10 protein-coding genes are annotated in these 12,480 nt (G+C 71.6%); 7 read left to right on the top strand and 3 right to left on the bottom strand.

The features are described 5' to 3' along the window. Nucleotides 1-146 precede the first annotated feature (146 nt). A complete protein-coding gene (locus KBX34_RS19920) occupies nt 147-1,139 on the bottom strand; it encodes a BadF/BadG/BcrA/BcrD ATPase family protein (RefSeq protein WP_210926250.1) in 993 nt (330 codons plus the stop codon). Between the two features lie 198 nt (nt 1,140-1,337). Between KBX34_RS19920 and KBX34_RS19915 the strand changes: the two genes are divergently transcribed. From KBX34_RS19915 to KBX34_RS19895, 5 genes are read left to right on the top strand one after another with little or no spacing between them, the layout of a single operon-like run. After that, nucleotides 1,338-2,300 (top strand): MurR/RpiR family transcriptional regulator, encoded by a 963-nt coding sequence (locus KBX34_RS19915; RefSeq protein WP_088949152.1) that lies wholly within the window; start codon nt 1,338-1,340, stop codon nt 2,298-2,300. Next, nucleotides 2,297-3,046, top strand: coding sequence for a sugar isomerase domain-containing protein (locus tag KBX34_RS19910; RefSeq protein ID WP_099855637.1), 750 nt, complete (start codon nt 2,297-2,299; stop codon nt 3,044-3,046). Before KBX34_RS19915 ends, KBX34_RS19910 begins: the two co-directional genes overlap by 4 nt. 26 nt (nt 3,047-3,072) lie before the next feature. Further along, a complete protein-coding gene (gene ngcE, locus KBX34_RS19905; protein WP_141910365.1) occupies nt 3,073-4,509 on the top strand; it encodes an N-acetylglucosamine/diacetylchitobiose ABC transporter substrate-binding protein in 1,437 nt (478 codons plus the stop codon). Nucleotides 4,510-4,527: 18 nt separating this feature from the next. After that, nucleotides 4,528-5,436 (top strand): carbohydrate ABC transporter permease, encoded by a 909-nt coding sequence (locus KBX34_RS19900; protein WP_210926248.1) that lies wholly within the window; start codon nt 4,528-4,530, stop codon nt 5,434-5,436. Then, complete coding sequence (locus KBX34_RS19895; RefSeq protein WP_088949148.1) at nt 5,436-6,365, top strand: carbohydrate ABC transporter permease; 930 nt, start codon at nt 5,436-5,438, stop codon at nt 6,363-6,365. Before KBX34_RS19900 ends, KBX34_RS19895 begins: the two co-directional genes overlap by 1 nt. Nucleotides 6,366-6,369: 4 nt before the next feature. On the opposite strand, the gene KBX34_RS19890 is transcribed toward KBX34_RS19895, so the two are convergent. Both KBX34_RS19890 and KBX34_RS19885 read right to left on the bottom strand, forming a co-directional pair. Then, nucleotides 6,370-8,067, bottom strand: coding sequence for an ABC transporter ATP-binding protein (locus KBX34_RS19890; RefSeq protein WP_247672014.1), 1,698 nt, complete (start codon nt 8,065-8,067; stop codon nt 6,370-6,372). 50 nt (nt 8,068-8,117) lie between these two features. Next, nucleotides 8,118-9,854 carry an ABC transporter ATP-binding protein gene (locus tag KBX34_RS19885; protein WP_247672006.1) on the bottom strand — a complete coding sequence of 579 codons (1,737 nt, stop codon included), beginning with the start codon at nt 9,852-9,854 and terminating at the stop codon, nt 8,118-8,120. Between the two features lie 150 nt (nt 9,855-10,004). Between KBX34_RS19885 and KBX34_RS19880 the strand changes: the two genes are divergently transcribed. Beyond that, complete coding sequence (locus KBX34_RS19880) at nt 10,005-11,684, top strand: bifunctional 3'-5' exonuclease/DNA polymerase (RefSeq protein ID WP_374223704.1); 1,680 nt, start codon at nt 10,005-10,007, stop codon at nt 11,682-11,684. Between the two features lie 171 nt (nt 11,685-11,855). Further along, nucleotides 11,856-12,449 (top strand): NTP transferase domain-containing protein, encoded by a 594-nt coding sequence (locus KBX34_RS19875; RefSeq protein WP_088951889.1) that lies wholly within the window; start codon nt 11,856-11,858, stop codon nt 12,447-12,449. Nucleotides 12,450-12,480 lie beyond the last annotated feature (31 nt).

The following is a 12,480-nucleotide window of genomic DNA, read 5'->3' as shown; positions in this document are numbered from 1 at the left end:
CCCGCCCCCCCGTCCGCCCGCCCGCCCAGCCCAAGATCCGCGCAACTTCGGTGAAACTGCTGCCTCAGCGCGCCGTGAGGCAGCAACTTCACCGAAAGTGCGCGGATCTTGCGCGTGCGGGTGGGGCGGGCGGGGCGCGGGGGGTTTCAGGGGGCGGGGAAGAGGCGGGCGTGCAGGGCGGCCGGGTCGGTGACCTCGGGGAGGTCGCGGGCGGCGAGCCAGGCTGCGGCTGCGGCGCCGTCACCGGCGGTCCGTAGCGGCGCGTCCGGCCACTGGCGGGCGATCTCCACCCGGACGGCGGCGGCGAGCGGGGTGTCGGCGGTGAGCAGCCCGCCGCCGAGGACGACCGGTGTCACCGCGCCGGCCGCGCGGATGCGGCCCACGCTCTCGGCCAGGTGGGCGGCGGCCTCGGTGATCAGCGCGGTGGCGACCGGCTCGCCGTGGGTGGCGGCGTCGACGACCAGCGGCGCGAGCCGGGCCAGCTCGACGGGGGCTCGTCGGGTCACGGCCTGGATCGTGGCGTCCACGGTGGCCCGTGGGCGGGGGGCGATCTCGGCGCTGCCCACCAGCTCGGTGAGCACCGCTGTGGCCAGCGTGCCGGGTATACGCCCGGCATCCAGGTCGGCGAGCAGCCGGCGGACCGCTTCGCGACCGAGCCAGAAGCCCGAGCCGGCGTCGCCGAGGAGCCAGCCGTGGCCGTCGGCGATCCGGTCCAGCCGCAGGTCGTGGACCTGCGCGGTGATCGCACCGGTGCCGGCGATGAGCACGGTGCCGTCCGGGGCGGCGGTGCCGGAGGCGTACGCGACCAGGGCGTCGCCGTGCACCGTGTACGGGCAGCGCAGGCCCGCGTCCTGCCAGGCCTGGTCGAAGGCGGCCCGTCCGGCCGGGTCGGCGAGCAGTCGGCCGGCGCCGGCCAGGCCGATGGTGCCGGCGATGACCCGCGCCGGGTCGACGTCGCTGAGCGCCTCGCGGAGCGCGGTCAGCAGCTCGACGGCGGCACGTTCCGCGCCGTGACTGGTGGGGTTGCCGCCGCCGGCGCGACCGGTGCCGAGGTGTTGCCCGGTGAGGGTCAGGACGGTCGCCCGGGTGGACGTACCGCCGATGTCGAGACCGACCACGGCGGTGTCGAGCTTCGGCACGGGTCTCCTTGCGCTGAACGACGATCGGGACTGTTCATGCTGGTCGGCGACGTCGTGGAGGGCAAATCCTGGCGGGCACGGCGGCCTGTGCGCCAGGTAACAGTTTGAAAACTTCGCCCACGGTCTTGACACAGACAGTCGTTTAGTAAGAAATTTTACCACTAACAGTTAACAGTCCTTCGAAAATGCGAGGCGTCGATGGTTGATCAAGAGGTGGACACCGCTGCGGGGACCGCGGTGGTCGACGCCGATGCGATCGACCGGCGCAACGCCCTCGGATCGACCTCCGACGGGGTGCTGGCCCGGGTCCGCAACGGGCTCGCCGAACTGACCGGCGCCCTGCGCCGCGTAGCCGAGCACGTGCTGAGCGACCCGGAGGCCGCCGCCCGCTCGACAATCGTCGAGCTGGCCGAGCGGAGCGGCACCTCACCCGCGACCATCACCCGCTTCTGCCGGGTGATGGGCTTCGAGGGATACGCCGACCTGCGGCTGGGCATCGCCTCCGAGACCGGCCGGGCACGCTCGGCCGGCTGGACCATCGACATCGGACGCGAGATCCAGCCGGGCGACCCGCTCGCCCGGGTGCTCGACCAGATCATGGCCGCCGACACCCGGGCCATGCACGACACGGCCACCCTTCTCGATCTCGCCGAGGTCGAGCGGGCCGCGGTGGCGATCGCCGGCGCCAACCGGGTGAACATCTTCGGCGCCAGCGGTAGCGCCCTGGTCGGTGAGGAGATGCAGTTCAGCCTGCACCGCATCGGGGTTGCCGCGTGGGCGTGGAACGACGTGCACGAGGGGTTGGCCAGCGCCGCGCTGCTGCGCGCCGGGGACGTGGCACTGGGCATCTCGCACACCGGGCAGACCCGCGAGACGATCGAGATGCTCGCCGAGGCGGGCAGCCGGGGTGCCACCACCGTCGCGCTCACCGGCTTCCCCCGTTCCCCGTTGGCCGAGCTGGCCGATATCGTGCTGCTCACGGCCAGCCAGGCGACCACCTTCCGACCGGATGCGCTCTCCGCGCGGCACCCCCAGCTCGTGGTGCTCGACCTGCTCTACATCGCCGTCGCCCAACGCACGCACGACCGCGCGCACGCGGCCTTCCGGCGCACCGCGCAGGCCGTCGACGGGCACAAGTCGGCGAAGGGATCCGTCTCATGATCAGCGCCCAGGGGTACGCCGACGCCGTCCGCCCCGTGCTCGACCGGCTGCTCGACTCGGAGGCCGACGGAATCACCCGGGCCGCCGATCTGATCGCCGAGAGCCTGCGCGGCGGCGGGGTGCTCCAGGCGTTCGGCGCAGGGCACTCCGAGGCGTTCGCCGCCGAGCTGGTGGCCCGGGCCGGTGGGCTGGTCCCCACCAACCGGCTCTCGGTACGGGACCTGGTGATGCACGGCGACGCCCCGCGCGACGTGCTCGCCGACCCCAAACTGGAACGCGACCCCTCCATCGCCCACCAGATCTACGCGCTCGCGGCGCCACAGCCGCGCGACGTGTTCGTGGTGGCGTCCCAGTCCGGCATCAACGGCTCGGTGGTCGAGCTGGCGGCGCTGGTCACCGAGCGCGGTCACCCGTTGATCGCGGTCACCTCGGTCGAGCACACCGCGCGGGTCGCCCCACGGCACCCGTCCGGGCATCGGCTCGCCGACCTCGCCGACGTCGTGCTGGACAACGGCGCGCCGTACGGCGATGCACTGCTGCCGCTCGAGGGCGGCGGCGCGGTCTGTGCGGTCTCCTCGGTCACCACGGCGCTGCTGGCGCAGCTGCTGACCGCGGAGGTCGTACGACGGTTCCACCAGGCAGGGGAGGTACCCCCTATCTACCTCTCCGCCAACGTCCCCGGCGGGGACGAGCACAACCTCGCCCTCGAGTCGCGGTACGCCGGGCGCCTCCGGCGCACGGCATGACCCGAATTTCACAAGGAGACACGACGATGTCGTTTACCCCCGAACACCCGGCAGCACTCGACCGTCGCACGGTTCTGCGTCGCGCCGCCGCCGTGGGCATGCTCGCCACTCCGGCCATCGGCCTGCTTGGCGCCTGCGCCACCAGCGGCAGCGACAACGACAACGAGCAGGTCGCCGGCGGCACCAAGAACGCCGCCAACCCGCTGGGCGTCAAGGAGGACGCGCCGATCGAGGTGATCATCTTCAACGGCGGCTACGGCGAGAAGTACGCCACCGACGTGCACGAGCCGCTGTACAAGAAGGCGTTCCCCAAGGCGGAGGTCAAGCACCAGGCCACCCAGGCCGTCTCCACCGTGCTCCAGCCGCGGTTCGCCTCCGGCAACCCGCCGGAGTTCGTGAACAACTCGGGCGAGAAGCTGATGGACTTCGGCGCGCTGGTCGCCGACGGTCAGCTCCAGGACCTCACCGAGCTGTGGGACGCCCCGTCGGTCGACGACGCATCCAAGAAGGTCCGCGACACCGTGGTGCCGGGCACCATCGAGGCGGGCTCGTTCAACGGCAAGCCGTACGTCCTGTACTACGTCTCCACCGTCTTCGGCATCTGGTACTCGGCCAAGCTGTTCAAGGACAACGGCTGGGCGCCGGCGAAGACGTGGGACGACTTCATCACCCTGCTCACCGCCATCAAGGCCAAGGGCATCACCCCGTACGGCTACGCCGGGGCGAACGCGGCCTACTACCAGTGGAACGTGATCCTCACCCAGGCCGCCAAGATCGGTGGCGTCGACGTTCTCAAGAACATCGACAACCTGGAGGATGGCGCCTGGAAGCAGGACGCGATCAAGCAGGCGGCCACGGCGTGGGCCGAGGTCGGCGCGAAGTTCAGCGACAAGAGCTTCGAGGGGCTCAAGCACACCGACGTGCAGCTGCGGCAGAACCAGTACAAGGTGGCCCTCTACCCCAGCGGTGACTGGCTGGAGGGCGAGCAGAAGAAGGACACCCCGCCCGGCTTCGACTACCAGCTCATGCCGGTGCCGAGCCTGACCGCGTCGGACAAGATGCCGGCCACGGCGCTGCGCGCCACCGCGGGTGAGGGCTACTTCGTCTCGGCGAAGAGCAAGAACCCCAAGGGCGGCCTGGAGTACATGCGCCAGATGCTGTCCAAGGCGGGCGCCAAGGGCTTCACCGAGGTGGTCAAGGCCCCGACCGTGGTCACCGCCGGCTCGGAGGGCTTCGCCTTCCCGCCCGGTGTGGCCAGCTCGCAGGCCGCGCTCAAGGCGGCCGGCCAGGACGTGTTCAACCTGTACTTCGACGGCTGGTACAAGGAGCTCGACACGGAGGCGCGGACCGCCACCAACGAGCTGATGTTCGGCCGGATCAACGCGGACGCCTTCGTGGAGCGAATCCAGAAGCGCGCCGACGCGATCAAGAAGGACAGCTCCGTAGCCAAGTTCAAGCGCTGATCGATCGGAGCTAGGGTCATGCGGCACGGCAAGTATCCATTCGTGATCGGGTTCCTGTTCGCCCCGGTCGCGCTGTACGTGACATTCGTGATCTGGCCATACGCGCAGGCGTTCCAGATCTCGATGACCAACTGGCGAGGGCTGTCCGCCCCGCAGTGGGTGGGGTTCGACAACTACCGGAGGCTGCTTGACGACGGGGCCTTCTGGAAGGCGGTCCAGCACCACGGCGTACTGCTGCTTGCCCTGCCGCTGATCACCGTTGCCATCGCCCTGTTCTTCGCCTTCCTGCTGAACGTGGGCGGCAAGAGCAGCGGCGGGCAACGCCAGGGGGTCTGGGGGGCGAAGTTCTACCGGGTGGTGTTCTTCTTCCCCCAGGTCCTCGCGGTGGCCATCATCGCGGTGCTGTTCCAGATGGTGTACCGACCGAACGAGTCCGGCCTGATCAACGGCGTGCTGATGGAGCTCGGCCTGGAGCCGATCCTCTTCCTGGTCAAGCCGAACCTGGCCCTCTGGTCGATCATCGCGGTCCTCGTCTGGCAGGCCGTCGGCTTCTACGTGGTGCTCTTCTCGGCCGGGATGGCCTCCATCCCGGGTGAGATCTACGAGGCCGCGGAGATGGACGGGGCGACCAAGGTGACCCTGTTCTTCCGGGTCACCCTGCCGCTGCTGTGGGACACCCTCCAGGTGGCCTGGGTGTACCTCGGCATCGCGGCGTTCGACGCGTTCGCCATCGTGGCGGTGCTCTCGGTGGACGGCGGTGGTCCGGACGGCGCCACCACCGTGCTGGCGATGGAGATCTACCGCAACGCGTTCGTCTACTCGAAGTACGGCTACGCCTCGGCGATGGGCGTGGCGCTGTTCTTCCTCACCCTCACGTTCGCGGCGCTGACGCTGCGGCTCACCAAGCGGGAAAGCGTGGAGTACTGATGAATCCGCAGTCGACGCTGCCGCCGACCCCGGCGGCGCTACCGCCGAAGACCGGTGATCCGTCCGACCCCGCCGGGCCGGGGCGTAAGGGCCCCCGCTCGGAGGTACGGCTCTTCGCCGGCCTGGGGCACATCGCGCTCGCCGTCTGGGCGGTGATCGTGATCGTGCCGATCCTCTGGACCTTTCTCGCCGCGTTCAAGAACACGAGCGAGATCTTCAGCAGCCCGTGGACGCTCCCGGCCGAGCTGCGCTGGGAGAACTTCGGGCGGGCGTGGACCAAGGCGAACGTCGGCCGGTACTTCCTGAACAGCGTCATCGTGGTCTCGTGCAGCACGTTCCTCACCATGCTGCTCGGCTCGATGGCCGCGTACGTGCTGGCTCGCTACAAGTTCTGGGGCAACCGGGCGGTCTACTACCTCTTCGTCTCCGGGTTGGCGTTCCCGGTCTTCCTGGCCCTGGTGCCGCTCTTCTTCGTGGTGAAGAACCTGGGCCTGCTGGACACCCACACCGGTGTGGTGCTGGTCTACACCGCGTACTCGTTGCCGTTCACGGTGTTCTTCCTGGCCGCGTTCTTCAAGACGCTGCCGTCGTCGGTGGCCGAGGCGGGCATGATCGACGGTTGTGGGCACAGCCGACTGTTCTTCCAGGTCATGATGCCGATGGCGAAGCCCGGTCTGATCAGTGTCGCGATCTTCAACATCATCGGTCAGTGGGCGCAGTATCAACTTCCGCTGGTGCTGCTCTCCAACGCCAAGGACAAGTGGGTGCTCACCCAGGGCATCGCCGACATCTCGGTCAACGCCGGCTACGAGGCGGACTGGTCCGGGTTGTTCGCCGCGCTGACCATCGCCATCCTTCCGATGATCATCGTGTACGCGGTCTTCCAACGCCAGATCCAGGCCGGCCTCACCTCCGGCGCGGTGAAGTAGCCGGTCACCGCAGCCGCTCGTCGGCCTGCGTGTGCCAGGAGCGCCACAGGTCCGCGTACGCCCCGTCGGCAGCCACGAGATCATCGTGGCTGCCGATCTCGGTGATCCGGCCGTCGGCCAGCACCGCCACCCGGTCGGCGTCGTGCGCGGTGTTGAGTCGGTGCGCGATCGCGATGACGGTCCGTCCGGCCAGCACGGCGGCCAACGCCCGCTCGGTCCGACGGGCGGTGCTCGGATCGAGCGCGGCGGTCGCCTCGTCCAGGATCAGCGTGTGCGGGTCGGCGAGCACCAACCGGGCCAGCGCGAGCTGCTGGGCCTCCGCGGCGCCGAGCTGCCGGGCGCCGTCGCCGATCGCGGTGTCCAACCCCGCCGACAGGTCGTCGTACCAGTCCGCGCCCACGGTGACCAGCGCGGCCCGCATCTGCTCGTCCGACGCGTCCGGCGCGGCGAACGAGAGGTTGTCCCGCACCGAGCCGATGAAGACGTGGTGCTCCTGGGTGACCAGGGCGATGCGGCGGCGCCGCTCGGCGGGGTCGAGGTCGGTGATCGGGCAGCCACCGATGCTCACGACGCCCTGCCGTGGCGCGTCGATCCCGGCCAGCAGCCGGGCCAGGGTGGACTTGCCGGCGCCCGACGGACCGACGACGGCCAGCCGCTCACCGGGCTGCACCTCCAGGTCGATGCCGTGCAGCACGTCCGGGCCGCCGGAGTAGGAGAACCGCGCCCCGCGTACGACGAGCCGCTCTCCCCGCGACGTGGCCGTCCGGCCCGTCGGTTCCGCCGGGACCATGCCGACGCCGAGGACCCGGGCGTACGACGCGAAACCGCGCTGCGCCTGCTCAGTCCACTGCAACAGCCGGTCCAACGGTTCGATCGCCTGTTGCAGGTAGAGCGCGGCGGCGACCACCGCGCCGAGCGTGACCATGTCCCTGGAGAACAGGTAACCGCCGACGAGCAGGACCAGGGCGACCGGCAGCGGATAGCTGGCCTCGACGATCGAGAAGAACACCGTGCGCAGCGCGAGGGTCGCGCGCCGGGCCCGCCACACCTGGGTGATGCGGCCGGTGCCGTGCCGGATCCGGTCGTCGGTCAGTCGCAGCGCCTCCACCGTGCGGGCACCCTCGGCGGTGGTGGTCAGAGTCTCGGTCAGCTCGGCTGCGGCGGCGCCCTCGGTGAGGTACGCGGAGCTGGCCCGGCGCAGGTACCAGCGGGTCACCGTCACGATCGACGGGAGCCCGGCCAGCGCTGCCAGCCCGAGCAGTGGATGCAGCAGGAAGACCGCCCCGAACAGCAACGTCAACTGCACCCCGGCGATGACGATGGTGGGCACCACGTCCCGGACGGTGGTGCCGACCGTCGCCACGTCGACCGAGCTGCGGGTGGCCAGGTCCCCGGAGCCGGCGCGCTCGACGACCGAGACCGGCAGCCCGAGAGTCCGGGAGACGAACTCCTCGCGCAGCTCGGCGACGGCCCGTTCACCGAAGCGGTGACCGGCGTACTGGGCGTATCGGGAGAGCAACGCGCTGACCAGGACACAACCGGCGATGGCCAGCGCCAGCCGGTCCACAGTGGCTACTCCCGCGCCCGCAGTGACCCGGTCGACGATGGTGCCCAGCAGCCACGGGGGGGCGAGCCCGGCGACCGCGGCGGCGCTGTGCAGCGCCAGCACGATCCCGACCGCGCGGCGGTGCCGGCCGATCATGTCCCGCAACGCCTGGCGTACGGTGCGGCGATCGGCCACCGGCAGCCGGTTCACCGGTACGCCTCCTCGGTGTCGGCGGCCTCGATGTCGGGATCGTCGCTGCCACGGGCCACCAGGTGCCGGTAGCCGGCGTCGGAGTCGAGCAGGTCGGTGTGGCTGCCGGTGGCGGTGATCCGGCCGCCGCTCAGGTGTGCGACCAGGTCGGTCCGGCCCAGCAGCAGCGGCGACGTGGCGATCACCACTGTCGTCCGCCCGGCGCGCGCGGCCCGCAGCCGTTCGGCGATCCGCGCCTCGGTGTGCGCGTCCACCGCTGAGGTCGGGTCGACGAGGATGAGCACCTCCGGCTCGGCGAGGAGCGCCCGGGCCAGGCGTACCCGTTGGCGCTGACCACCGGAGAGCGTCCGGGCCCGGGCGTCGATCGGGGTGTCCAGACCGGCGGGCAGCGCGTCGACGACGTCCTCGGCGGAGGCGGCCCGCAGGGCCGCGCCGATCCGGTGGTCGTCGTCGTCGGCCAGGGGGCGCAGGATGTCGCGCAGTGTCCCGGCGAAGAGGTACGAGTCGTGGTCGGCGACCATGATCCGGGAACGGACCTCGTCCAGGGCGACCCCGGTCAGCGGCACACCGCCCCAGGTGGTGTCGCTGGCGACGTACCGGCCGAGCCGGTCGGCCAGCGCCAGCCCCTCCGCCGGATCGTCGGCGGCCACACCGGTCAGCCAGCCCGCGCGTACGGTCAGCCCGGTCAGCGGGTCGTGCAGGTCGGCCGGGCCGGCCGGCGCGGCCGGGGCTCCCGGTCGGCGAGGGTCGGGCACCGAGCCTGACCACCGACGACCCGGACCACCGACGTCGTCCGAGGTCACGTTGAGCAGGTCGGCGATCCGTCGGGCGGCGACCCGTCCCCGGATCAGCTGGTGACTGCCCTCCAGCAGGAACCAGACCGGCACGATCAGGGTCGCCACGTAGCCGTAGACGGCGACCAACTCGCCGATCGTGACGTCACCGGTCACCGCCATCCGCGCCGTCAGCCACACCACCGCCGCCAGGAACAGCCCTGGGATGGCGACGGTCGCCGCGTCGATCCAGCTGTAGACCGCGCCCACCCGGTAGCCCTCGGCGCGCAGCTCCTGGGACCTGGCCGCGTACCGTCGGGCGAACAGGTCCCGGCCGCCCACCCCGGCGAGCACCCGCAGGCCGGCCACGATGTCGCCGGACCGGGCGGTGAGGGCTCCCTGCTGTTTGCGGTAGACCGACTCGGCCCGCTCCAGGCGGCGCAGCAGGGGCCCGACGACCAGCCCGACCACCGGCACTCCGACCAGCACGCAGAGCGCGAGCATCGGGGAGATCGACCAGAGCACCACGGCGATGACCCCGTACGCGACGACCGCCCCGACGCCCGGCCCGGTCAGCGTCAGCACCTGCGCCGTCCAGTCGATGTCGGAGCCACCGATGGTGGACACCTCGCCCGCGGCGACCCGGCGCGGCAGCACTGCGCCGATCCGGGACAGGTGGCGCAGCAGGACCTCCGCCGAGCGGGCCTTGGCGTCCTCCCGGATGAAGGTCATCGTGCGGTGTCGCATGATGCCCAGGTAGGACAGGCCCAGTCCCGCGACGACGATCGCCACGACCCAGAGCGCCAGGGCGCGCATGTCGCGGGCGCGCAACCCGTCGTCGACGGCGCGGGCGATGAGGTAGGGCCGAGCCGAGAGGCCCATCATCCAGGCCGTGCCGAACAGGCTGCCGCGCAGCACCCGCCAGGGTTGGCGGCGGGTGAGCCACCACAGGTATCGCATCGGTCCGCGGGTGTCCGGAGTGCCAGGATCGGGATGAGGGATCTGCGGAGGCACCAGGTCACGCTACCGAGGGCCCCCGACACCCCACCGTCCCGAAACGGGTGAGGTGCGCCTCCGTTTCTGTCGGACGGGGGAGGCAGAATCACGTTCGTGCTGGTGGCGGTGGTGTCCGACGAGCGGGGTGGGGGAGTGCTGTGCCCGCTGGATGCCGTCGGCCGGCCGGCCGGCCCGGCCGACGCCGTCACCGACCTGGTCGCCGCGGTCGCCGCGCGGGAGGCCGCCGAGCATCCGCGCTGGGTGTGGTCCGGCGCCGCGTCCGTCTATCCGACGCTGCTGCGCGCCGGCGTCCGGGTCGATCGCTGTCACGACGTGGAGCTGACCGAGGCGTTGCTGCTGGGGCACGCGGGCCGCTGGGGCGAGCCGCGCTCGTTGGCCGCGGCCTGGGCCCGGCTGACCGGCGCGGCGGTGCCGCCCGACCCACCGCCGCGCGCCGCCGCGCCGCCCGGGCACGGCCAGGGCGCGCTCTTCGACACCCTGCCCGGCCCGTCGGGCCCGGGCATCGAGGCACTGACCCAGGTGTACGCCGACCAGCTCGCCCGCATCGCGACGACCGAGCACCCGGGCCGGTTCCGGTTGCTGGTGGCCGCCGAGTCCGCCGGCGCGCTGATCGCTGTGGAGATGGGCATGGCCGGGCTGCCCTGGCGGGCCGATGTGCACGACGAGATCCTGCACGAGCTGCTCGGCGAGGCGTCCCCGGTCGGTGGTCCGCCGCGACGGCTCGCCGAGCTGGCCGCTCAGATCGCCGGCGCGCTCGGCGTACGCCGCCTGCACGCCGACTCCCCGGCGGAGCTGCTGAAGGCCTTCGCCCGGGTCGGCGTGGAGCTGCCCAACACCCGGGCCTGGGTGTTGCGCGGGGTGGACCACCCGGCGGTGCCGCTGGTGCTGGAATACAAGGAGCTCTACCGGATCTGGACGGCTCACGGCTGGGCCTGGCGCGAGCAGTGGGTGCAGGGCGGCCGGTTCCAGTCGGAGTACGTGCCGGGTGGGGTCGTCTCCGGCCGTTGGGCCACTCGGGGCGGTGGCGCCTTGCAGATCCCGAAGGTGATCCGGCGGGCGGTGGTGGCCGATCCGGGCTGGCGACTGGTGGTCGCCGACGCCGGCCAGTTGGAGCCTCGGGTGCTCGCGGCGGTGTCCGGCGACGCGCGACTGGCAGCGGCGGGCGGGGCCGGCGACCTCTATGCCGCGCTGGCGCGTGACTCGTTCGGCGGTGACCGGGCCAAGGCCAAGGTGGCCCTGCTCGGGGCGATGTACGGGCAGACCGGCGGGGCGGCGGTGCCCGCGTTGGCAGTGTTGAAGCGCAGCTACCCGACGGCGTTCGCCTATGTGGAGTCGGCGGCGCGCACCGGTGAGGCGGGCGGGCTGGTGCGCTCGTGGCTGGGGCGGACGTGCCCGCCGGGTTCGGCCGGGTTCGGTGATCCCGACGACGTCCCGTCCGATCCGGAGGAGGCAGCCGACCCGCGCGGTCCCCGGGCCCGTGCCGCCCGGTCCCGAGGTCGCTTCACCCGCAACTTCGTCATCCAGGCCACCGCCGCGGAGTGGGCCTCCACGTTGCTGGCCACGCTGCGGACGGAGTTGTCCGGCACCGACGCCGAGTTGGTCTTCTTCCAGCACGACGAGGTGGTCGTGCATGCTCCCGCTGATCAGGCGGCTGCGGTCGCCGAGGCGGTCAACCGGTCCGGTGAGCGGGCCTCCGCGCTGCTCTTCGGCGCGACGCCGGTGCGGTTTCCGCTCGACCTGTCCATCGTCGACTGCTACGCCGACGCGGCCTGACCGACGGAGTGTCCGTGCCGGCAGGTGCCGGGCGTGTAACGGTTGTGCTATTTCTCCTTTTCGCCCCGCCACCCTCGGCTGGCCGTCCTCGTTGCAGTGTCCGTAGGAAGGGACGGGCCGGTCACGGTCGGTCCCGTGCTGGAGGGGGCGCAGCTGAACCGGATCGCAGGAATGATCATCGCGGCGGGTGGTGGACGACGGATCGGTGGTCCCGAGGCACTGCTGCACCAGGGTGACAAGCCCCTGGTCAATCAGATGATCGACACGATGACCGAGGCGGGCTGCGAGCAGATCGTGGTCGTGTTGGGCGCCGCCGCGGAACAGGTCCAGGAGACCGCCGACCTGGGCAAGGCCACCGTTGTGATCAACAAGGCGTGGGGCACCGGGGTCGGCTCGTCCATCCGGGCTGGCCTGGCCGCCATGGACGACGAGGGGATCGAGGCGGTGGTGGTGGTCCCGGTCGACATGCCGGGTCTCACCGTCACGGCGGTCAGCCGGGTGGCCGCGCTGCCGTACCCGGACGTGCTGGTCTGCGCCACCTACGACGGGTTGCGCGGCTACCCGATGCTCTTCGGCCGTCGGCACTGGCCCGGCATCGCCACCCTCGCCAGCGCGGACGTGGGCGCCCGACCGTACCTGCTGGCGCACAAGGACCAGATCGTCGACATCGCCTGCGACTCGGTGGCGGACGGCAGTCGGGCCGACACCCCCGAGCTGATGGAGCTGTACGGCCTGACCGTCCCGCCGCAGCGGGTCGGGGTCTGAGGCGGACTGAGTATCCGTACGGATGTGCCGG

Origin of the sequence: Micromonospora sp. M61, from assembly GCF_018070245.1 — a bacterium.
Taxonomy (GTDB): Bacteria; Actinomycetota; Actinomycetes; order Mycobacteriales; family Micromonosporaceae; genus Micromonospora; species Micromonospora zamorensis.
The sequence above is the reverse complement of the archived record's forward strand: the minus strand, read 5'-3'. Positions and strand labels throughout refer to the sequence as shown.

Bases quoted from the DNA above. Each gene is read 5' to 3' on its own strand.
- KBX34_RS19915 (WP_088949152.1), top strand. From the start codon at position 1,338: ATGGTTGATCAAGAGGTGGACACCGCTGCGGGGACCGCGGTGGTCGAC.
- KBX34_RS19910 (WP_099855637.1), top strand. From the start codon at position 2,297: ATGATCAGCGCCCAGGGGTACGCCGACGCCGTCCGCCCCGTGCTCGAC.
- ngcE (WP_141910365.1), top strand. From the start codon at position 3,073: ATGTCGTTTACCCCCGAACACCCGGCAGCACTCGACCGTCGCACGGTT.
- KBX34_RS19900 (WP_210926248.1), top strand. From the start codon at position 4,528: ATGCGGCACGGCAAGTATCCATTCGTGATCGGGTTCCTGTTCGCCCCG.
- KBX34_RS19895 (WP_088949148.1), top strand. From the start codon at position 5,436: ATGAATCCGCAGTCGACGCTGCCGCCGACCCCGGCGGCGCTACCGCCG.
- KBX34_RS19890 (WP_247672014.1), bottom strand. From the start codon at position 8,067: ATGATCGGCCGGCACCGCCGCGCGGTCGGGATCGTGCTGGCGCTGCAC.
- KBX34_RS19885 (WP_247672006.1), bottom strand. From the start codon at position 9,854: ATGCGATACCTGTGGTGGCTCACCCGCCGCCAACCCTGGCGGGTGCTG.
- KBX34_RS19875 (WP_088951889.1), top strand. From the start codon at position 11,856: ATGATCATCGCGGCGGGTGGTGGACGACGGATCGGTGGTCCCGAGGCA.